Source organism: Spirosoma panaciterrae DSM 21099, from assembly GCF_000374025.1.
In the GTDB taxonomy this organism is placed as follows: Bacteria; Bacteroidota; Bacteroidia; order Cytophagales; family Spirosomataceae; genus Spirosoma; species Spirosoma panaciterrae.
This window is the reverse complement of record NZ_KB893188.1, coordinates 51,030-73,307: the sequence shown is the minus strand read 5'-3', so window position 1 is coordinate 73,307 and position 22,278 is coordinate 51,030. Positions and strand designations below refer to the sequence as shown.

The window sequence follows — 22,278 nt, the reverse complement described above, 5'->3', positions numbered from 1 at the left end:
ATAGAGCATGCCCCTACATGTTCGGTCTTACTCTTTAAAGTCTTTGTCGTAGGGGAATTGGCGGGATGCCTTGCGCATGATGGTGGTAATGATACTGCCCGTGTTACTGCCAAGCCCACGGGATAGTGTCTTGTCGTATTTCCAGAGAAGGTCGCCCGTTTTACCATCGTTGATGCTGATGGTTGTTTTTCCCGTGTTGGTAGCCCCGCCAAAACCAACGGCCAGGGTCATGGCAATAGCGGCTCCGTCTGACATGGGCTGTGTACTTTCGAACGTTCCCGATACAATGCCATCAACGTTTAGGATTTTGGCCAGTTCTTCTGGTGTAAAGCTGGATAAGGTTTCGTAGGTGACGGCATTACGCTCCAGCAAGGCGTTTGTCCGGGCCGGGTCCTGAAAGTCAATAGAGATGTCGTTGCTTGCTTTCCGTTTTAGGAAGTAGGAATGAACGGCGCTTTGTACACCGAGTCCTTCACGTTTTTCGAGAGCAGCAACGCCAGCTGGACCGCCGTTTTTTTCGACGTCTTTTGGCCGTAGCTGCAAGGTGGTTTTAAATGGGAGGATAGCCAGTACTTTATGATCTTTGGCCAGCGTTTTAAAATTGGGGTTTGTATAGATCTCACGCGTTTGCGCAAAACCGCTAATCAGCACGCTAAGAATAAGTCCAGTGGTTAATAAGGCTTTCATGAAAAGAGGATGTTAAACACTGCATAGTTACGAAAAACCCTGTTTGTTGGAAACGTAAGTTTGAATAAAACGGCATGAATAAGGGATGAACTGGAGAAAATAAAAAGCCGGTCGTCAGGACCGGCTTTTTAAGAATGAGCAGTCGGAATGATTAGATACCGATGTTCAGCGTACTCAATACGCTGTTCATGTTCCGAACGGCATCGGCCGATTTGTTGAAGGCTGCCTGTTCTTCTTCATTCAAATTGTAATCAATGATTTCTTCCCAACCATTGCGGCCCAGCACAACCGGCACGCCCAGGCAAATATCCGACTGACCATACTCGCCTTCGAGCAGTACGCAGGAGGGAATTACGCGTTTCTGATCGCGCAGAATGCTTTCGACCATATAGGCACCAGCCGCTCCCGGCGCATACCAGGCCGATGTGCCGATCAGACCCGTTAAGGTAGCACCACCAACCATCGTATCAGCCGCTACTTTTTTCAGGGTGTCTTCGTCCAGGAAATTGCCAACCGGAACCCCCGCTTTCGTTGCCAGACGGGTCAGCGGAATCATGGTTGTATCGCCATGACCACCAATTACTGACGCCTGCAAGTCGTTTGGCGAGCAGTTCAGCGCCAGCGACAGATAGGTTTTAAAACGAGCCGAATCCAAGGCACCACCCAGCCCAATTACCCGGTTTTTGGGCAGACCAGACGCTTTCAGGGCCAGATACGTCATAGTATCCATTGGGTTCGAGATGATGATGAAAATAGCGTCGGGCGAGTGTTTCAGAATGTTTTCGGTAACGCCTTTTACGATGCCCGCATTGATGCCGATAAGGTCTTCGCGGGTCATGCCTGGTTTCCGTGGAATCCCCGATGTAATAACGACGACATCCGAACCCGCCGTTTTTTCGTAATTATTGGTAGAACCGATTAGTTTAACGTCGCAATCGAGCAACGTCGACGCCTGAAGCATATCGAGGGATTTACCTTCGCTAAGCCCGTCTTTGATGTCTAACAGCACAACTTCGTGGGCAAGCTCCCGGCGGGCAATGTTATCGGCGCATGTGGCTCCAACGGCCCCGGCACCTACTACTGTAACTTTCATACGGTATTCGGAATTAAAGGGTTAACACGAGACCGCAAAAGTACAGTCCTGGTTCTAGACAAACCAATAGGAATAGGAATAAAACTTATGGTTCAGTTCCAACGTTAATAAATTATTCGAAAAAAGTTGTTAGACATTCACTACCATCTGCTTTGTTAATCAGCCATTCTTTGGAATGGATATGTCCATGAAAAATAGTAATCTAATATCCAGAGTACTGTCCTCTATTTTCTTCAAGCGGGCCAACGCTGGCGCATCCCGTTACGCCCGCAACAGTCGTAGTTTGTTTGAATTGATTCGGGAAGCCGTTGAAAAAAGTGGTGGGCTGACAGGCGCTAACTTTTCAACCTTTCGTGACCAGTTAGGCGTAGTTACCCGTTTGCTGAAGGCGTATGCGTCGGGCGATTACCGGGAAGTGCCCTGGAAAACCCTGCTCAGAATGATTGCCGTGCTCATTTATTTTGTATCGCCACTGGATTTCTTACCGGATTTTCTGCCTGTTGTTGGTCTGACCGACGATATTGCACTGATGCTCTGGTTGTTTAGTGGCATAAAAGATGATATAGAAAAGTTCAGGCAGTGGGAAAATCCGATTGTTAATCAGCAAAGTGAGGCTCCTCGCCGGACCGCAACGATTAAGATCGGATAAATGGATGAGCGATGTATGACTTGCGATGAGTGATTCGGCAAAAGTCCAATCCTAGTTCGTAACTTTTATATCGTAAATCGTAAATCGTACTTCGTAATTCATTAATTTTGCATACATTCAAATTCCAGGAATCATGGTTTCAAGCATTTTTGCAATTATGGGTTTGGGCGGTCAGGAAATGATTTTTATCTTCCTGGCGTTGCTCCTGTTGTTCGGCGCTAAGAAAATTCCCGAACTCGCACGGGGCCTCGGTAAAGGCATCAAAGAATTCAAAGACGCTACGAAAGACGTTCGCGAAAATATCGAAGAAGGTCTGAAAGAGTCGGATAAACACTAAGCATGTATTATTCAGGGCAGACAATCAGGCGGTTTCACTATGGAGCCGTCTGATTGTCTGTTTTTATTAGTTTGGCTACCTACATCAAGCGAGCGATGAAATGTTCTTCTGTGTAGGTAGTGATAAGCCATTTCCTTGTGACGCTATACCGTAGCTTTTCTTCAGTACAGGCCGATCTAAAAACAGGCCAGATTACCTGCCGCCAATTGGTAGAGCAGTACCTCGACCGCATTCAGGATACTCAGCACCTTAACGTTTTTACCGAAGTTTACGCTGATGAAGCCCGTCAGGAGGCTGGTCGGGTCGATCAGAAACTGGCCGCCGGTACGGCGGGTCGATTGGCGGGCATGGTGATTGGTATCAAAGATGTACTTAGTTATGCCCATCATGGGGTACGGGCTGGTAGTCGCATACTCGATAACTTTGTAGCTCAGTTTACCGCTACGGCCGTTCAGCGACTGCTCGATGAGGATGTGATCATCATTGGAAGGCAAAACTGCGATGAGTTTGCTATGGGCTCATCGAACGAAAACTCTGCGTTCGGCCCCGTTCGAAATGCGGCAGATACCAGTCGGGTGCCTGGCGGATCGAGTGGAGGGTCGGCAGTAGCTGTACAGGCTGGTCTTTGTCTGGCCAGTATTGGTTCCGATACAGGAGGCTCAGTTCGCCAACCGGCTGCATTCTGTGGCGTTGTGGGCCTGAAGCCTACGTATGGCCGTGTAAGTCGCTGGGGATTGATTGCCTATGCATCTTCCTTCGATTGCATTGGGCCAATCGCCAACACGCCCGACGATGTGGCTCTCCTGCTCGAAATTATGGCTGGCCCCGACGAATTTGATAGTACCGTTTCGAGCCAGCCGGTTTCTGCCTATAGCCAGGCCTTGCTCCCTGAACGGCCTTTACGAATTGCCTACCTGCGTGATGGCGTCGAAAGTGAGGGAGTCGATCAAAGCATTCGTGAAGCTACCCAGCGTACCATCGATCAATTGAAAGCGGCAGGTCATACGGTTGAGCCCGTTGAGATTTCACTCTTACAGTATCTGCTACCTACCTATTACATCCTGACAACGGCCGAAGCCTCATCGAACCTCTCCCGTTTTGATGGCGTCCGGTACGGATACAGAAGTTTATCGACGGGTACATCAGGAATGGACCTTTTGACGTTGTACAAGAAAAGTCGGACAGAAGGGTTTGGTGCTGAAGTACGTCGGCGGATTTTGCTGGGTACCTTTGCGCTGAGTGCCAGCTATTACGACGCCTATTATACCAAAGCGCAGCAGGTTCGACGGCTGATTCGTCAGGAAACCGAGCGGCTTTTTGAACAATACGATTTTTTACTGTCGCCCGCCACACCCACACCTGCCTTTCGGTTGGGCGAAAAAACGGAAGATCCCCTGCAAATGTACCTGACCGACATATTTACGGTTCAGGCAAACGTAGTGGGTTATCCGGCTATATCGATTCCGAATGGTACCGACGCAAATGGACTGCCCATAGGTATACAACTCATGGCTCCGCCTTTTGCTGAAGGATCACTAGTAGCATTGGCAAAAAATTTGTAATACGGCTGGAGAGCCGTTCTTCTTATTTTTTATAGCTAGCGGCTTTCCAGCCGTATTACAAACGTAACGTAATCTATATGAACTACCTGAACCGTAGCCTGTTAAGACTGGGGCTGTTGAGTGCGGTAGTGGGGTCGATCTTTATTGGGTCGGCAAACAGAGCCCACGCCGAGACTACGATTCAACTGGACAGTACGATCGTTAAGAAAGACACCATCGCGTATGTGCCGACTGTTCCCGACAGTTTGATTCGCGAACGGCTGGCAAAGTTGCAGAAAGATATTCCGCTGAATTACCACAAGGCGGTACAGGCTTACGTCGATTATTTTACCTTCCGACGGGCGAGTTATACCCAAACCATGCTGGAGCGAATGCCCCTGTTCTTTCCTCTCTACGAGCGGGTACTGGCCGAATATGGGTTGCCGAGCGAATTAAAATACCTTTCTATCGTTGAATCGGCGCTGAATCCGCGAGCGATCTCACGGGCAGGTGCGGGTGGGCTCTGGCAAATTATGCCTGGTACTGGCCGTGATTTACGTCTTTATCAGGACGATTTTGTAGACGAACGAATGGACCCGGTCAAAGCGACAGAAGCGGCCTGTAAATACCTGCGTGATCTGTACAACATCTTTGGTGACTGGGAGTTGACTATGGCTGCCTACAACTGCGGACCCGGAGCGGTGAAGCGGGCGATGCGTCGGACGGGTGGCGACTCATTCTATTCAATTTATGATGCCCTGCCTAAAGAAACACGCGGGTATGTGCCTCAATTTGTGGCTTTTACCTATCTGATGAACTACGCCAACGACCACGGAATCGTGGCCGAAAATTACGAGTATCCAATTCCCCACGATACGATTCATGTGACGGGCTATTTTAACCTCGAAACGTTCGCTAAGCATAGCACAATGCCGCTGACCGATTTGCAGAAGATGAACCCGGCTATTACTACGACAATTTTGCCTGATTACACAAAGCGGTACCCATTGCGTATTCCTCATCAGCAATACGGTTATTTTGCCAGTCGTCGGCGGGCTATTCTGGATTCGGCCAGCAAAATACCGGGCCGTATGGAGCACATTTTACTAGCCAGTGCCGAAGATGTTCGCTATGGGGCTGACTCGATGGGCCTCTGGGCGGCTCGTAGTCAGAACGCCTTAGCCAACATCACGCTAGACGAAACATCGGCGGGCGCGAAGCAGGTGATCGCTGAATCGGAAGATGAGCCTGAAGAAGACATCGAAACGATTGTGATGCGGAAACCCCGCAAGCAAACGTATGTGGTTAAAAAAGGTGATAATCTGACAGATATTGCGGATCGGTTCAACGTTGAACTGTATGACCTAAAACGCTGGAATCATTTGCGTTCGACCAAAATCCAGCGAGGGCAAAAGTTGACGATTCTGAAAGAAGTGGCCGAAACCCATACAGAGCGACTGGCCCATCAGGGGACGGCTAAAGCCGTTAAGAAAGCCGAAGTTGTTGCCAAAACCAAGCGATATAAGCCTCGTTATCATCGTGTACAGGATGGCGATACGCTCTGGAATATTGCCCAGCGCTATGATGGATTAACCATTGAACGGCTGAAGAAAATGAACCACATTCACAGCAATTCGCTCCGGCCCGGACAGAAGCTGATTGTAGGGTAACTGGTTCAAGCATTAACTCTGAAACCGGCGACTTATTCATGAGAAAGTCGTCGGTTTTTTGTATCTTTATATCTACATAACAGGCTTAAAAACAAGCCTTTGTCCCTAACGAATGATTGCTTATTTAGACGGAATTCTTGCCTATAAAGAGCCTACTCATACCATTATCGATGTTCATGGGGTAGGCTATATGGTACACATATCGCTGCAAACCTATTCTGTTTTACCCGGCGGTGGCGACCGCATCAAATTATTCATTCACCATCTGTTTCGGGAAGATTCGCAGTCGTTGTATGGTTTTGCCAGCGCCGACGAGAAATCGCTTTTTCTGGATCTGATTGGGGTGTCGGGTGTAGGGCCGAATACGGCGCTCGGTATGCTGTCGGCTATGCAGCCGGGCGATTTACGGCTCGCTATCCTCGGTGAAAATGTGCGGGCTGTACAGGCGATCAAGGGGATTGGTGCCAAAACCGCGCAACGGATTATTCTGGAACTGCGCGACAAAATGAAGAAATCGGGCGTTGTACCAGATGGTCCGACGTACCGCCAACAAACCACTAACCCGGTTCGGGAGGAGTCACTAGCCGCTTTGGTTGCCTTAGGGTTTCCTAAAGCTACGGCCGAAAAGAGTGTCGATGATGCGTTGAAAGCAGAACCGAACCTAACGGTCGAAGAGGTAATTCGACGGGCGTTGCGACAGGGCTAAGCAGAAACAGGAAACGTAGCCAGATTCATCTGACTACGTTTCCTGCCTATATGATGATGGACAGAGGAGGAAAGCATCCTCGTTTGTTGTTCCAATTTAGTCAACGCCAGCGGCTTTCTTAGTTTTGGCTTTTGCCACCGCTTTTAGCTCTTTTGCGTCGCTTTTCAGTTCTTTCTTTTCGGCTTTTTCCATTTTGCGGTCAGCTTTGGCCATCCGCGTTTTAGGATCAGATACACCGGCTATCTCAAGGCCTTTACCGCTACGGGCGTTGGCATTGAGTTCATGCGCTTTCGAAATTTTCTTTTCAGCTTTCATTTCTTTTTTAACCGCTTTGCCTTCCTGTACGGCCTGGGCGAAACTGGTTTGTGCGGCTGTCAGCATGGCGCAGACAGAAGCAGCAATGATTAGCTTTTTCATAACGTTTGATGGTTTTAGTGAATTTACTTATTAATCAAATTAGTGTCGTGAATGCAGTATTAACCACCCATGTCTACGTTTGTTTGCTTTCGGTCTAATTTAGAATTTGTTTAAATCCCTTTAACGAGCCCTAAACGCACTTTTTATCAAAAAAGCCCAGCTTTCTGGCCGGGCTTTGGAATTAGTTGACTGGGGTATTTTTTAAGTAATTTTCCAGGTAGGTTGTGTATTGCTGATATAAGAGCAGCTGAGTATTCGCACTGTAAGCAACCCCGTGGGCACCGGGTGGATAGATTCGTAAGTCGGCATCTTTACCGGCATCTTCCAGAGCATTCATCAGCTGGAATGTGTTCCGAACGTGTACGTTTTCGTCCATTGTAGAATGGGCAATGAACATTTTTCCGGCCAGATTTTTGGCGTAGGTCGTCACAGCGCTGGCTTTATATTTCTCCTCATTTTCGGGTAGTAAGCCCATGTAGCGTTCGGTGTAAATCGAGTCGTAAAGCCGCCAGTCGGTAACAGGGGCACCCACAATCGAGACTTTAAATACGCCCGGATGGGTCAGCATGGTGTAGCTGCTCATGTACCCGCCGTAGCTGTGCCCGCGAATGGCCATCCGGTTGGCATCGATCCAGGGAAGTTTCGCCAGATAGGCAGCCGTTTCGGCAAAGTCGAGGCTCTCGTATTTACCAAGTTTTTCATAAACGATTTTCTCGAAGTCGCGGCCATAGCCTCCGCTGCCCCGGTTGTTTACGCTAACGACAACATAGCCGGTCTGGGCAAGCCATTGGTGCCAGCCCGTCGTCGCAAATTCGTTGTATACCGACTGAGCACCCGGCCCCCCATAAATGTCAAGCACGACCGGATACTTATGACTCGGATCGAAATCGATGGGTTTGATGATTGAAATGTCGATAGGCTGGCCGTCGGAGGTAGTGAAGTTCGCCAGTTCTTTATGGGCATAATCATGATTGGCGATATAATCCCAAACGCGTTTGTTGGTTTCCAGCGCCTTAATAAGCTGACCTTTGGTGTCGCGCAGCTCAACCTGAGTAGGGGTTGTTACGTTTGAGTACTTGTCGATAAAATATTGGCCGTTAGGCGAAAAATTGACCGCATGTCGTCCGGCTACACTGGTCAGCCGCCGTTTGTTTTTGCCGTCAACATCAGCGACAAATAGCTGCCGTTCCAGGGGAGACGCTTCGGTGGAAGTGAAATAAACCTTCTTTGTTTTGGGGTCGATGTAATGCACATACGTTACCTCCCACTTGCCACTCGTAACGGCATTGAGCAACTTGCCCGAGTAGTTGTACCGATACAGATGTGAATAACCATCCCGGTCCGATACCCAATAAAACTCCTGAACGCCTGTCGGGAAATACATCAGGTGGTTGATCCCTGCGAAGAAATCGAAGATATCGACCCAGGTATTGGAGGTTTCTTCCATGATCTGGCGGGCATCACCTGTCCGAACATTGGCCATGTATACCTGCAAGTGGTTCTGCTTGCGGTTGAGGTGCATGAGCGCCAGTTGCCCTTCGAGTGATGTCCAGTAAATGCGGGGAATGTAGCCATCTCCAAGATCAACGTTCATCCATTGTTTGGCCTTATTGGCAATTTCGATGACCCCGATGCGGACGATTGGATTGGTGTCGCCCACACGAGGGTAGGGGAGCGAGTCGTATTTTTCGTCGAATCCTTTGTAATCGGTCAGCCGATACATAGGAACCTGCCGCTCATCCGACTGCCAGAACGCAATGAACTTACTATCGGGCGACCATTCCCAGGCCTGAGCCAGGCCAAATTCTTCCTCATACACCCAACCGAAACGACCATTGAAAAAAGCTGGTTTGGCATCGTCGGTAAGCTGGGTTTCCTGTTGGGTAGCAAAATCGAACACAAACAGATTACCACCGCGCTCGTAACCAATTTTCTGTCCATCGGGCGACAGTTCGGCCGTTTGGGCATCTTTAGCCACCAACTTCAGGCTTTTATCGGCTACCGAATACACATAGTAGTCTGAAATGCCTGAACGCCGATAAACGGGGCGGAAGTTGCTCTGAAACAGGATATTCTTCGAGTCTTTCGACCACTGAAACGATCCGTACGCAAACGGGCGGTCAGAATTGGGGAATTTCAGTTGAGCGCCATCAAAGATGACCTCTTCTTTCTGGTCTTTGGGCGAAAAGGTCTTGATGGTGTTCTGCCCATCGATAAACGAAAACTTGCTGCCGCCTTCAATCCAGTTTACGGAGCGGGGGCCAGGCGACCCAGTTAATTGACCACCCGAAAACAGGGCTTGTTGAAGATTGGCATAGCGCTGTCGGGACTGTGCTGCTACCTGCTCCAGATTTAGAAGTATACTTAGGATAGCAGCTCCAAAAAGTAGCCCGAGTCGATTACGGTTGTTCATTGAAGAAATGAGTATGACTTATCGAAGATTCAAATTTACAAAAAAAGGCTTTTCGGGTTGGTGCAATGATTCCCGCGCTGTCGGTGTCTTTAGGCAATCATTTATAAGTATATTTCACCATTAATTAACCGTTTATTTTTATTTCCATAACAAACTACCTACTGACCTATGACAAACAGGTACGTACTGGTTAACAGACCAATCCATTCGCTATGGATGTTCTGTTTAGCCTTAATGCTTTGTACAAGCGTGTTGGCACAAAGCACCCGCTATACGCTCAGGGGCCGCGTTACTGACCCTGATAAACTGGCTCTTCCGGGAGCAACCGTTGTGATCGTTGGTACAACAGTCGGAACTACCACCGATGCTGAAGGAAATTACTCCCTGCCCGTAACCCTTAAACCTGGTCCTATTACTGTTGCGTTTACGATTATTGGGTATGAAACCCTACGTAAGGATATTACCCTCGGAAATGCCACTGAAGTAACGGTGGATGCGGATATGGTAGCCGCTCCTACTAATCTGGATGAGGTTGTCGTAACAGGCTCTACCTTATCGGCTCCCAAGCGTGAACTGGGTAATGCCATCAGCACCATTAAAGCGACCGATATTCAGCAGTCGGGCTCGGGTAACCTGATCAACTCCCTACAAGGGAAAATGCCAGGTGCGCAGATTACCCAAAACTCAGGCGATCCGGCAGGGGGTATCAGCATTCGTTTACGCGGTATCAAGTCGCTGGTTGGCTCGTCCGATCCCTTGTACGTCGTCGATGGGGTCATCGTGAGCAATGCCAGTACCAACGTATCGCAACTGGCGCTGGCGAATGATGTGGGGAATGCCAACGTTGGGCAGAACCGTCTGGCCGACCTGAACCCCGATGATATTGCCTCTCTCAATGTGATCAACGGAGCTGCGGCAGCCGCTCAGTACGGTTCACGCGCGGCCAACGGTGTTGTGATCATTACTACCAAGCGCGGGCAAAGCGGTAAACCACAGGTAACATTTACTACGTCGTTCAACATCAATGAGCTACGTAAAAGTGTGCCTGTAAATACGTATGGCAAACAGTTTGGCTTTTCTTCCCTGCGTTTATACCCGATTGGCGTAATTTCAGCCGCTCAGGTGGCCGCTAATCCAGGAACCACTACCGTAAACATTTACCGGGATGGTGCTTACTCAGCCCTCGCCAATAACCTGGTCGATGTACAGCGGTACAACTATTTCGACCAGATTTTTCAGACGGGAACGGGAACGGATAATAACATTGCTGTTTCGGGCGGTCGCGACAACACCCAATATTATGTGTCGTTCGGCTATCTGAAAAATCAGGGTATTATCAAGCAGACCGACTTTACCCGGTATAACCTGCGTGCCCGCGTCGATCAGCGATTGACCAATTGGGCCAAGTTATCGGTAGGATTGAGCTATATCAACAGCTTGTCCAACGAGAAAGCCAACGGCAACGTGTTTTATAGCCCGATCAACTCGGTCAACATCACAAACAATATCTACGATATTACGCAACGGGATGCCGCCGGGAACTTACAGGCCGTTGAACCTACGCGGGTAAATCCCCTGTCGACGATTGAGGATATGAAATTCTCGCAGGCCGTTAGCCGGACGATCAACAGCCTGCAATTAAACCTGACGCCTATCAAAGGGTTGAGTGTCGATTACATTGTCGGGGTTGATGCCTACTCGCAGTTTGGTAAGAACTATATCCGTCCATACCCCTATCAGGCCGTTGCTGGTTTGCCAGCGGCTCGGTATCCAGGCGGATTTGCGGCAACGGCCACCAACCAGGTTGTGCAGTTCAACAACGATCTGAATGCCCAGTACGAACGTCAGTTCAATGACAAATTCAAACTGAATGCCGCAGTGGGCTACAGCTACCAGTTCTTCCAATCCGATTATACGTACAACAGCGGTCAGAACCTATCTCCTTTTATCGAGACTGTGAGCGGGGCCAGCAATACAACTTATGGATTGGCGTACAATCTGGATCGGTTTAGCCTGAGTGGAATGTTTGCCCAGGCCACATTTGGCTATCGGAACCTGGCCTTTATTACAGGGGCGGTTCGTCGTGATCAATCCTCGAAGTTTTCGCCCAGCCAGACCAATCAGTACTATCCCAAAGTTAGTGGTTCGTTTATTGTATCGGATCTGGATTTCTGGAAAAACCTGTCTTTCAGCAATGGGTTCAATAGCCTGAAATTACGGGCTAGTTATGGGGAAGCGGGTAACCTGTCGGGTATTGGTTCATACGCCCGTTTCTACCAGTTCAGCCCGGTGGGTTTTCTGGGTAAAAACACGGTTGTGCCCGGAACGCAGTTGGCTAATCCTGATGTACAACCTGAACGGATGGCTGAACTCGAAGGGGGGATCGATCTGGCTTTCCTCAATGGTCGACTTGGCCTTGGCATAACGGCCTATCACCAGAAAATTTCCAATCTGGTTGTAAATCGCACCTTGGCACCTACTACGGGCGGTACCAGCATCGTAAACAACGTAGGGGCAATGGAGAACAAAGGGTTTGAGATTGTGCTGGATGCTAACCCTATCAAAACCAAGGATTTCAACTGGGACTTCACCGTGATTTATAACCACAATCGGAACAAGGTGCTTGATCTGGGCGGGTTACCAATCATCAGCCCCGATGCTTCATCGGCCTCAGGAACACCCGTGTATATCATTGTTGGTCAGCCGGTTGGGGTATTCTATGGGACGGGCTATGCTCGTAATGCCGATGGTTCGCTGTTCTTATCCCCATCTGGTTTTCCGCAGTCGGAACGGGCGATTTCGCAGGCTAATGGTGCGATCGACTATGTACCTGCCAGTCACAACAGTGATGGGACCATTGATTCCTCGAAGCCAACGGCGAACCTGATTATTGGTAATCCAAACCCCAAATGGACGGGCTCGTTCAGCACCAATGTGTCTTACAAAAAGCTGAACCTGCATATTCTGTTGGATGCTGTGCAGGGCGTCGATGTGTTTAATGCTGATAAACGGACTCGCCAGGGTGTTGGTCTGGGCGATTATGCTGAGCAGGAGCTTCGCGGAACATTGAAGCGGGGCTATATTTTCGGCATCTACAATACCCAGGAGTTTCGAGTCGATCCTGGTTCGTATACCAAACTGCGGGAAGTGGCCTTGAGCTATACACTTCCTGCGCTTATTCCGGCAATCAGTCGGCTGACCGTATCTGTGGTAGGACGGAACCTGTACTCGTGGGATAAATACACAGGGTTTGATCCTGAGACCAATGCCGGTGGTAATAACGACCTCGTACGAGGTATTGATTTCGGTAACGTGCCTATTCCGCGCACCTATCAATTCAAACTTTCAGCAACATTTTAACTCATGAAAAAGACGCTCATACTGACACTCATTACGGGCATAGTGTTCACACAGTTTGCCTGTAATCAAGAATATTTGAACCCAAGTACCATTAGTCAGTCGCAGGCCGTTAGCTCACCGGATGGGTTGATGACGCTGGCCAATGGTCTCCAGTACCGATATACCACTGGTGGGGCGGGTAGTGTACTATACGCTAGCACAGCCGGTGCCGGATTGACCACGCGCGAGGAGTTTGTGCTGAATGTCGGGAATCTGGACGAAGCTAATCTGACCGTCGGCGCAGGGAATGTCAGTAACATCAATAGTGTTGTTGTCAATCTCTGGACGAAGAGCCATCTGGTTCGTTCGAATGCCGAATTGATTCTGGCCAATACGGGCGTTGTCAGCGATGCTGGTACGAAGAGCGGTATTATAGGGTATGCATCGATTTTTCGGGCTTTATCGCTGGGCACGCTGGGCTTGTTTTTTGAACAGTCGCCCGTGACAACAGGAACCAATGTTCCGTTTGTGCCACGTACCCAGGTGTTTAAGGAAGCGATTACGACGCTTGAAACAGCAGCCACTCAATTGGCCTCTGCCCCTGTTTCGGCGGATTTTAGCAGTAAGATTGTTCCCGGTATCGACATCGCGAATACCCTTCAGGCATTGATTGCCCGGTATGCCCTGTTTTCGGGCGATTACGACAAGGCGCTGGCGGCTGCGGCTAAAGTTGATCTGACGAAAAAATCGGTATTCAACTTCGACGATAATACCCGCAATCCATTGTTCGAAGCCACCTTTGGAAACCTGAACGTGTTTCAGCCGACGAATGCCAATCTTGGCCTTACGGGGGCACTAACCCCTGATCCTGCTGATAAACGGCTTGCCTTTTTATCGAAACCGAGTACCAATACAGCGGTAGCGCCTGTGATTGCGACGGCTTTTTACACCGCCAATAATTCGGCTGTACCGGTCTACCTACCTGGAGAGATTCTGCTGATTCAGGCCGAAGCCTATGCTCGCAAAGGGGATTTGACCAATGCCGTTGCGTCGTTGAATAAGGTGCTGACCAAAACGACGGATGCGTTTGGATTAGGTGCCGCTTTGCCTGCGTACTCAGGTGCGCAAACGGCCGATGCAATACTGACCGAAATCTACCGGAACCGGCAGATTGAGTTGGCGTATCAGGGATTCCGGCTTGAAGATAGCCGTCGGTTCAACCGCCCAGGACCGGGCGCTACCGGGGCCGAACGCAACCGAAACTTTTTCCCCTATCCGCTGACGGAGCGTAACAATAACACCAGTACGCCTGCCGATCCGGCGAATTAAAAAAGAACGCAGTAAAGGGAGTAAAGGGAAGAAAGGGATGAGAGGAACACTTAATTTGCTCCTCTCATCCCTCTCATCCCTTTCTTCCCTTTACTCCCCTTATTCCCTTTCTTCCCACTTAAAACTTCACAGGAAGCCCTGTTCGGGTTGATTCGTAAATAGCCTGAAACAAAGCCACTACTTTACGACCATCTTCGCCCGTCACCATCGGCGGACGACCCGCCCGGATGGCGTCGCGAAACTCGGCGATCTGGATACCGAAATAATACACCGTGGCATCGATGGTATTGAAAAAAGCGGTGTCTTCAGCGACAAATTCAGCGAGTTTAGATTCCTCGCCCGGTACGGTCCAGAGGTCGTTGACAGGCGGATCGGTAATACTCGACATCCCCGCAATAAATAACGCTCCTCCATCCGTCTGCACACCCACCGAGGCACCGTTTTCGCCATGCACGTGCACTTTTCCGAATATGCCCGGTTTCTGACTGTTGCTGACAATGATATTGCCTAATCCACCATTCTTGAATTTGACGATGGCCAGTGCCGTGTCGTCCACTTCGATATACGGGTGATTCAGGTTACGCCAGACCCCGTACACTTCTTCAATATCGCCCATATACCACAGAAGCAAATCCAGTTGATGGGGCGACTGATTGACCAGTACACCACCCCCTTCATCGGACCAGGTGCCCCGCCAGGCATCGCTTTGATAATATTCTTCGCTTCGCCAGCCAAGCATCTGAATCGTTCCCAGTACAGGTTTACCGATTTTGCCGGTGTCGATAGCCTCCCGAATCCGCATGGAAGGGGCATAAAAACGACGCTGGCTAATGGTGCCGAGGTAGCGGTTGTTCCGATTGGCGGCTTCGATCATGGCGTCGCAGTCTTCCAGCGTAGAGGCTAGTGGTTTTTCGACCAGTACGTGCGAACCAGCATTCAGAGCGGCTACCGTAACTTCCCGGTGCGACGGGTGCGTAGTACAGACCAGACAAAGATCGACGTTCTCCCGGTCGACCATGTCGTATATGTCGCTGTAGGCCCGAATGCCATACTGATTGGCGAAATCTTCAGCTTTCTGGTAGGTGCGGCCATAAACGGCTACGAGTTGTGTGTCGGGGGTTTGCAAAGTTGCTTTGGCATGCAGATGCGCTACTTTGCCGGGGCCAATGATGGCAATACGAAGAGGGTTTGGCATAATTCTATTAGACCGTATTCCAACGAAATGCTCAAAAATAGGGTCTTCTACTCATGATAACTACTTGCGTGGGATGAAACAACTCTTTACTGGATTGATTCTGATGAATCTGGTTACAATTTCCTGCCAAAGGAAAGATAATGACGGCGGTATTGGCCCCTATACCACGACGATGGCCTGTGGTGCGCTGAATCCTGCCCAGAATCTCCCCTGGCTGCGTTCTGTTATTAGTCAATTCAACGCTGATATCGTTCGGGCAGCTACATACAAAGGCGAAACGTATATCGATCTATACGCTTATCATTGGTCGTGTATGGGATGTCATATCTACCGTTGCGACGGGAGTTCAGTAGATATGAGTCAACTATCGTCTGCAGACCGAGAAGAAATCATGAGTCGTTTATGGTCGCAGGAGCCGTATGTTCTCTATAAACGAAGTCTGTAAATCGCTCATCAGGCTTAAAACCGAATTTGTGAAGCATAACCTTTAGAGCAGAAATTATGAAATCGTATTTACTCAATGGAATTGTACTGCTTCTACTGGTAGTGGGGTGCCGACGAACCGACGACGTAGCGCCCAACGATCTATTATACCGGAAATGGCGAATAGCGAAGGTCCAATACGACACTGGCGATCCGGTTGAGGTAGCCGCAACAAATTCCTGGGCACTCGTTGAGTTCAGGCAGAACGGAACCATTCTGTACGGCGAAGACGGGAAATATGATCCCTGCTGCTCACCTGCCCGGTTTAGGTGGAAAGGGGGTATCCTGGATCTACAGAATGTGGCTGATATACCCATGCCTGAGCGAACACCCAATGGCCTATGCGCTCAGGTCAGTTGTGCGCTATTTGACCCGTTTTGGCAGATTGCTAAGCTCAGTCCGAATGAATTAGTTATTCAGCAGGATAGGGCTGTCGTAACGTACGTACCGTATCCTTAAGAGATCAGGTCTATGCTATGAGAAATCCGTTTATAGTCCTCTTGCTGATTCTGATAGGAGCCTGTCAGCGTGATCAGGTCGTTGGCCCTCTGGACGATTTTTATCAGCGCTGGCACCTCATTCGGTATCGACCAATACAGGACACAAAATGGACGTTTCACGATACGGATGCTTATTATGATCTGGAGTATCGGCCAGATGGGGCCATCGTGTATCGGCGAAATGGGGCGTCTGGTCAGGGTAATTGCTGTGTCCCTACAGCGTTCACCCGCGAGGGGATTACAATCAAGTATTCAGACTGGGTCTTATGCCCTACTGCCCTTTGTGGTACTGTAAAAAAGACCACGATTACACAGCTAAGCAAGCAGTCACTTGAACTGACAGATGATTACATGGTTAGCCAGTATGAAGCCGTTAATTGATTTTGGACACCAAAAACGATTGATAGGCTGTTTTCTAACGTAGGGGGCAAGAAGAAAGGCCGCATGATGCTATTGGGTAAACGGAGTTTTCTATATTGCAGGTGTCTCAAAACTCAACCACCCGCATCAGGTTACTTACAACTCAGCAATATGAAATTGTTCGTCGGCCAGTATCTCCTTCTTTTCCTCATCAGCCTCCTTCCAATACTTACGGCTTCGGGCCAATCGCAACCAATACCAACCATACGGGCTCAACGAAATTCCCTTATCATGTACCTGGATAAGGAACGGGGTAACTTCAATGGGATCAATGATATTCCGAAGGAGTTCTCGTATGATTTTGGTACCGAGGCCGAACGTACGCCCTTAACCCTCGTTTCGGAACAGGATTCGATTGTGTTGTTGCTTCGTCATGGCGTCCAGACTAATTTTCAGATCATTCGGCAGGAAAAAGGCGATACGGTTCAGTGTCATTTCTCCAGTCACCCGTTTGTGAAGGCGGCTGTCTTTACGGATGCCTACAAAAAGGCCAACCAGGGAAAAACGATCATTGATGTACCAGAAGTCTATGAACTGATCAATGTGGTGTTTTCCCTGACCGACTACGGCAAAACGGACGCTATTTATAAAGGAACAGACTATTATTCGGCTGTGATGACGCAGTTTGTACCTTACAAAAGTAGTCGGGCTGTGCAGGTATTCGACTCGTTGCTACGTGCTTCGCCCGATCAGTATCATAACCTGAAAATGGATAGCTATGCCTTCCGATTCGAGGGCGATAGGCTAGTGAACGGTGGTGTCTATGATCGGGTCAGTTGGGGAGAGCAAAATACACTACTGCCGTATATTCCATTGCTCGAACAATTTGCCAAACAGTCGAAATTCAAAGCTTTTTACACAAAACATCAGCCATACTATGCGAGCCTGATTAGGGATTTTAGCCAGAATGTCGATGTCGCCTACATGAAAACCTGGCTGGAAAAACAGTTTCCAACCACGCGTTATTCGGCTCTCAAAGTGTTGTTTTCTCCACTGGTTGGCTGGAATCAATCAGCAAACAATTTCAGTGATAACGGCTTTACCGAAGCACAGGCCCATGTCGATTTCCCATTCGTAAGCGCAGTTCAGAAAAGCCAGCCAGCGGCCATTACCAAAGGGCAGCGAATGAAGATTGTGTTCACTGAACTAAATCATAGCTATCTGAACCCAGAAGCTGAAAAATACACCCCACAGCTAGGAACTGCTTTTAAGGATTTATCGAAGTGGATTACGAAAGACAAGCCATCGGCTGGTTACAACAATGCGCTTTCGTGCTTTGAAGAGTACATGAACTACGCCCTTGTTTCGCTGCTATACGCTGATCGGTTTGATTCCAAAAGTTTCGATACGCTAAATGCCAGTGTCGAAAAAGGGATGGTCGTGAACCGGGGCTTTCAACGTTTCAAAGAATTCAACGAGGAGTTGCTACGGCTTTATCGCACAAAAAAGCCGGTCCAAACCGTTGCCGATTTGTACCCGGCTATTATTGCCTGGGCAACCGCTCAGCCGTAGTTAGGGCTTCAGAACGACCTTTATTAACCCTTTTTCTTTGGCGTACAGCCGCTTAAACCAGTCAGCTCCTTCTTCCAGTGGGACTTCGGCGCTCAGAATGGCTTCGACATTTATTTTGCCCGACGAGATCAGGGCTAAAGCCGCTTCATACTCTCCATTGATAGCACACGAACCTTGCAGGCGCAACTGACGGGTTACGACGGCTTGCAAGGGAATCTCGACCGTCGGGGCCAGGTTACCGACAAGGGTTACGGTAGCCCCTTTCCGAACGCACTCAATGGCGGTTTCGACCGTCGGGCCAGCGCCCACTACTTCAAACGAAACGTCGGCACCCCGGCCATGCGTGAGTGCCTGTACCTGCCGGGCTACCTCACCACTTCGCGCATTGATGGCGTGTGTAGCGCCCAACGTCTGCGCCAACGCCAATCGGTCGTCGTCCAGGTCGATCGCAATGATCGTGGTGCAACCAGCCAGTTTCAACGCCTGAATGATAAATAAGCCAATCATACCCGCGCCCACTACTACCGCCGAATCATTGATCTGGATAGGGGTCAGGCTGAGCGCGTGGAGTGCCACGGCTACCGGCTCGACCAGCGCGGCCTGGGTAAACGTAACGTTATCGGGAATGGCGTACAGAATGTGTTGAGGAACGGAAACGTACTCCGCAAAAGCCCCCTGGCGTTTAAAGTCGGGCGTTGATACGCCAACCACTTCGCGGCCATCACTGAGGTTGTAATGCCCCCGGCGGCTATACCAATCGTCCAGGGCATATACGGTCGAATCGAACGTAACCCGGTCGCCTACCGACCAGTCGCGAACGTCGCTACCCACCTCGGCAATGATACCGCTGGCTTCATGCCCCATCACAATGGGTGGAATACGTCGGCCGCTGCTGCCATCCATGCCATGAACATCAGACCCGCAAATACCTACGGCTTGTACGCGAACCAGAACTTCGTTTGGCCGAATACCTGGTTTGGGCAGATCCTGCAAATCGAACTGATTGTATTCGGTAAGAACAAGTGCTTTCATTTCTTTTTTCTAGGCTAATTCAGTCTCTGATATATCCTGATAAACGCGTCGACAGGTACTTGATCGTAGGCCCCCTGTTGAAGATTTGGGTTTATTTCATAGGTTACGACATCATCCATCGAGTCGGGTAGTTCGCCAAACAGTTTGCTGGCGGTGTTGGCCGTATATTTCTTTTTAGTCCGAACAAGTCGATGATCGGGATCTTTGCCCCAGGCTATATTGTCGCCAAGTACCAACTGAATTTTGGCCCAGTCGTTGAAGAAATATTCCTGCAATAACGGAATGATCCGGTCGCGAAATGCCTGACACAGATCCGCAAAGGTGTCAACAGGAGTCAAATACGCGTGGCCAATCTGATGATCACGGTCGAGAAGATATTCGATACGCTCATTCATGGTCCGAAGCAACTGGGCTAAATCGACCCCATCGACGGTCTTTAAAATGGACGGGTCCGGCAACATTTCCCGAAACGAAAACCGCCGACGGAGTGCAATGTCGAGCAGAGCAATGGATCGGTCGGTGGTATTCATCGTGCCGATCACAAACAGATTGATCGGTACGCCAAATCGTTCCTGCGAGTAGGGGAGGGTTAGCCAGAGTTCATATTCAGCACCCAGTCGTTTGTCCGATTCGAGTAGCGTGATCAGATCCCCAAATACACTGGCCACATTGGCCCGGTTGACCTCATCGATGAGCAGGTAATGTGCAGGTGCCCGTTTCAGTTTTTTGCTTCGGTTTTCCGCTGAATCATTCAGGCAGTCGGCCAGGGTTCCATAACCTGCCTGCTGAATGGCTGTCAGACACGCCCGGTGAAAAATCCCTCTGCGAATTTTATAGCTAATCTGATTATTGATGACCTCCGGCCGGATACCTTCAACAAACTCTTCGTAACTGTAAGAGGGATGAAAAGTAATCAGACTCGCATTCTTATCGGTCAGGTAAGGTTGTAACGCAAACGTTTTGCCTGTACCCGGCGGGCCAAACAGGATAAGGTTATGTGGCTGATTGGGCAGTGAAGGCTCCGGCTCGTAGCTTGCTTCGGGCTCTTCAAGCATCTGCCCGTTTACCAGTCGCTCTCCCAAGCTCGGGTCATCGGCCAAACGAATCATGTCACTCAGGAAGGCTTCGTCTTCTGCGGCCTGGTACACATCCGCATTATGCCGGGCCAGATGCGGCCCTCGTTTGGTACTTTCGACCAGTTCCAGCAGACAATCTTCCCAGCAGGTGCGTAGGGTAGGGTTATACAGCAAATGAGCCGTCGATTGACCAATGATCACGGCCAGATAATCGGACTTTTCGGTCAACGGTTCAAAGCCCAGCTCGTCCAGATTTCTAAGGCGGTCCTGACAGGATTTTTTGATCGTCAGGTGATATTCAACTTCGCCCCGGCGCGGTTTCTGAATTCGGAGTGCCTGAAAGAAGTTGATATTGGCCGTAATAGACGCTTTATCGGGTTTTACCACAAACGCCAGCCGGGCATCGCCATTCGGTAAGTTGACCATATCGATCAAGTCTTTGAGCAACCCGAAAAACCGACGGACGGCTTCGGCATGGCCAATGTCGCGAATACGGTCAATCAGGGCTTGCTGCTGAGAATCGGCGGTCACAGAAAAAGTGATAAGTATGGCCTACGAAGTTACGATAAAATGCTTGGAATGAGATAACGAGAAGGCTTTTACTCGTCGTAATCGAAATGATTATTCAGGTAATCGATAGTGAGTCGGCCTTTCCTGAATTGCCCACTGCCAACCGTACCGTCTTTAAGGACACTGCATATTAGTTCGTTAGAACGTTCAATTGGGGCCTTTCTCAGGTTTAATACATGCGGCCCCATATGAATAATTGTCTGCTTTACCGTTTGTTCTTTACGAATTTTAAAGCGTCCACCCAACCCTAACTGAGCACCAAGTCGACTTCCCTTTTGATACGGCCCGATTTTGGAAATTCCCACAGGTGTTAAACTTATTCCGGCATTGGAGCCGGTATCCAAAAATAGATCGAGTTGATTACCTATATCACTTTGAGAAAGCAGGAGAAGCCGACCAATTCCCAGCAGGTTACGTGTCGCGGTTGGCAGAAAAATTGGTTTTCGAAAACTAAGCTGTTGAGCTTTATAGTCGATGGTAAATCGAAACTGTTGCAACACGTCCCAACCCAAAAGTCCATCGGCCGGAAAACCTGTCATGCTTGTTTGCCAAACGGGTAAATCTCTGACAATCAGCTCGCCGATTTGGAGCGAATCAATCCGGGTGAAGACACTAGAAACGGCTTGATGAAGACTGTTGTTAACAGATGTATTAAGTAAAGACTTGGCCTGTAGCCTGGCTGCCAAATGCTTCGAAATAGTTGTTCGTTCGGCTCCGGTATCAATAATGAAACGGTAGGGCTTTCCGTGAATCAGCACCGTCACAATCGGCCATTTTCGTACCCGTATCGGCAGTTGAATACTATCGGCTGGAAGGCTGAAACTGGGAAGCGGTTGGGAAGCTAATAAACGGGCTTCAGACAAGTTATAACCCCTATAAGCTGTTGAATCGCAAAAACGGACGTAGGCTTGGTATTGATTTCGCCGGAAATAAACGTCTTCCAGTAATAGATATCGGGCTGCTTCGCGATTCGGATGTTCTTCGTTCTGAATGATTTGTTTCAGTAACTTTTCTGCGTCGGTAAACTGGTGAAACAAACAAAGGTCAACCGCTTTGACATAGTCTGGCGCAATGGTATCTGTAGGTGAAGTGGACTTAGGAGCAGCGATTGTATACGTAATGGATAAACTTAGTAGTAGCCAGATCAATGGTTTATTCATGAACGCTTTTTGTAAAAGCCCTACTGTAGCCATTTTAGTTATGGCGTTGAAAGCCGATATTTTTTTATAAGGTAAGAAAATAGATTTTATAAGTTACATACTGCTCTGTTCATTATACTTTTATATTTTTGTATAGTTCCAAATTGTAT

Annotated in this window: 19 protein-coding genes; 11 read left to right on the top strand and 8 right to left on the bottom strand. The window is 49.1% G+C overall.

The window, feature by feature from the left end; genetic code table 11:
* Positions 1–27: 27 nt before the first annotated feature.
* Together B153_RS0118170 and mdh are read right to left on the bottom strand one after the other, a co-directional pair.
* Positions 28–687 (bottom strand): hypothetical protein, encoded by a 660-nt coding sequence (locus tag B153_RS0118170; protein WP_020598169.1) that lies wholly within the window; start codon positions 685–687, stop codon positions 28–30.
* A 151-nt stretch (positions 688–838) separates the two neighbouring features.
* Complete coding sequence (gene mdh, locus B153_RS0118165) at positions 839–1,780, bottom strand: malate dehydrogenase (RefSeq protein WP_020598168.1); 942 nt, start codon at positions 1,778–1,780, stop codon at positions 839–841.
* 187 nt (positions 1,781–1,967) lie between these two features.
* Here mdh and B153_RS0118160 point away from each other — a divergent pair, with 187 nt between their 5' ends.
* The 5 genes from B153_RS0118160 to ruvA all read left to right on the top strand — a co-directional run bounded on the left by B153_RS0118160 (position 1,968) and on the right by ruvA (position 6,683).
* On the top strand, positions 1,968–2,429 hold the full coding sequence (locus B153_RS0118160; protein ID WP_040761661.1) for a YkvA family protein: 462 nt from the start codon (positions 1,968–1,970) through the stop codon (positions 2,427–2,429).
* A gap of 133 nt (positions 2,430–2,562) precedes the next feature.
* Positions 2,563–2,766 carry a Sec-independent protein translocase subunit TatA/TatB gene (locus B153_RS0118155; RefSeq protein WP_020598166.1) on the top strand — a complete coding sequence of 68 codons (204 nt, stop codon included), beginning with the start codon at positions 2,563–2,565 and terminating at the stop codon, positions 2,764–2,766.
* A gap of 137 nt (positions 2,767–2,903) precedes the next feature.
* Entirely contained in the window at positions 2,904–4,328 is a 1,425-nt protein-coding gene (gene gatA / locus B153_RS0118150; RefSeq protein ID WP_020598165.1) for an Asp-tRNA(Asn)/Glu-tRNA(Gln) amidotransferase subunit GatA, read from the top strand.
* A gap of 77 nt (positions 4,329–4,405) precedes the next feature.
* Complete coding sequence (locus B153_RS0118145; RefSeq protein ID WP_020598164.1) at positions 4,406–5,977, top strand: lytic transglycosylase domain-containing protein; 1,572 nt, start codon at positions 4,406–4,408, stop codon at positions 5,975–5,977.
* Positions 5,978–6,089: 112 nt separating this feature from the next.
* Entirely contained in the window at positions 6,090–6,683 is a 594-nt protein-coding gene (ruvA, locus tag B153_RS0118140) for a Holliday junction branch migration protein RuvA (protein ID WP_020598163.1), read from the top strand.
* 96 nt (positions 6,684–6,779) lie between these two features.
* Here ruvA and B153_RS0118135 read toward each other — a convergent pair whose 3' ends face one another.
* Positions 6,780–7,100, bottom strand: coding sequence for a hypothetical protein (locus B153_RS0118135; RefSeq protein WP_020598162.1), 321 nt, complete (start codon positions 7,098–7,100; stop codon positions 6,780–6,782).
* A 181-nt stretch (positions 7,101–7,281) separates the two neighbouring features.
* Entirely contained in the window at positions 7,282–9,513 is a 2,232-nt protein-coding gene (locus B153_RS0118130; RefSeq protein WP_020598161.1) for a S9 family peptidase, read from the bottom strand.
* Between the two features lie 216 nt (positions 9,514–9,729).
* Here B153_RS0118130 and B153_RS0118125 point away from each other — a divergent pair, with 216 nt between their 5' ends.
* Both B153_RS0118125 and B153_RS0118120 read left to right on the top strand, forming a co-directional pair.
* Positions 9,730–12,873, top strand: a complete 3,144-nt coding sequence (locus tag B153_RS0118125; RefSeq protein WP_040761652.1) for a SusC/RagA family TonB-linked outer membrane protein — start codon at positions 9,730–9,732, stop codon at positions 12,871–12,873.
* A 3-nt stretch (positions 12,874–12,876) separates the two neighbouring features.
* Positions 12,877–14,181 (top strand): RagB/SusD family nutrient uptake outer membrane protein, encoded by a 1,305-nt coding sequence (locus B153_RS0118120; protein ID WP_020598159.1) that lies wholly within the window; start codon positions 12,877–12,879, stop codon positions 14,179–14,181.
* 118 nt (positions 14,182–14,299) lie between these two features.
* Here B153_RS0118120 and B153_RS0118115 read toward each other — a convergent pair whose 3' ends face one another.
* The gene (locus B153_RS0118115; RefSeq protein ID WP_020598158.1) at positions 14,300–15,376 is read right to left on the bottom strand and encodes a Gfo/Idh/MocA family protein; all 1,077 of its coding nucleotides are present in this window, start codon (positions 15,374–15,376) and stop codon (positions 14,300–14,302) included.
* A 73-nt stretch (positions 15,377–15,449) separates the two neighbouring features.
* Here B153_RS0118115 and B153_RS0118110 point away from each other — a divergent pair, with 73 nt between their 5' ends.
* The 4 genes from B153_RS0118110 (at position 15,450) to B153_RS0118095 (ending at position 18,291) form a co-directional block, all read left to right on the top strand.
* Complete coding sequence (locus B153_RS0118110; RefSeq protein ID WP_020598157.1) at positions 15,450–15,821, top strand: hypothetical protein; 372 nt, start codon at positions 15,450–15,452, stop codon at positions 15,819–15,821.
* 56 nt (positions 15,822–15,877) lie between these two features.
* Complete coding sequence (locus tag B153_RS0118105; protein ID WP_020598156.1) at positions 15,878–16,318, top strand: hypothetical protein; 441 nt, start codon at positions 15,878–15,880, stop codon at positions 16,316–16,318.
* A gap of 17 nt (positions 16,319–16,335) precedes the next feature.
* A complete protein-coding gene (locus tag B153_RS0118100) occupies positions 16,336–16,740 on the top strand; it encodes a hypothetical protein (RefSeq protein ID WP_026262246.1) in 405 nt (134 codons plus the stop codon).
* Between the two features lie 150 nt (positions 16,741–16,890).
* Positions 16,891–18,291 carry a DUF4932 domain-containing protein gene (locus B153_RS0118095; RefSeq protein WP_051097304.1) on the top strand — a complete coding sequence of 467 codons (1,401 nt, stop codon included), beginning with the start codon at positions 16,891–16,893 and terminating at the stop codon, positions 18,289–18,291.
* Here B153_RS0118095 and B153_RS0118090 read toward each other — a convergent pair whose 3' ends face one another.
* The 3 genes from B153_RS0118090 to B153_RS0118080 form a co-directional block, all read right to left on the bottom strand.
* Complete coding sequence (locus tag B153_RS0118090) at positions 18,292–19,323, bottom strand: galactitol-1-phosphate 5-dehydrogenase (RefSeq protein WP_020598153.1); 1,032 nt, start codon at positions 19,321–19,323, stop codon at positions 18,292–18,294. It lies immediately after the preceding gene.
* 14 nt (positions 19,324–19,337) lie between these two features.
* Positions 19,338–20,930, bottom strand: coding sequence for an McrB family protein (locus B153_RS0118085; protein ID WP_020598152.1), 1,593 nt, complete (start codon positions 20,928–20,930; stop codon positions 19,338–19,340).
* A gap of 68 nt (positions 20,931–20,998) precedes the next feature.
* Complete coding sequence (locus tag B153_RS0118080) at positions 20,999–22,129, bottom strand: retropepsin-like aspartic protease (RefSeq protein ID WP_157634742.1); 1,131 nt, start codon at positions 22,127–22,129, stop codon at positions 20,999–21,001.
* Positions 22,130–22,278: the final 149 nt, after the last annotated feature.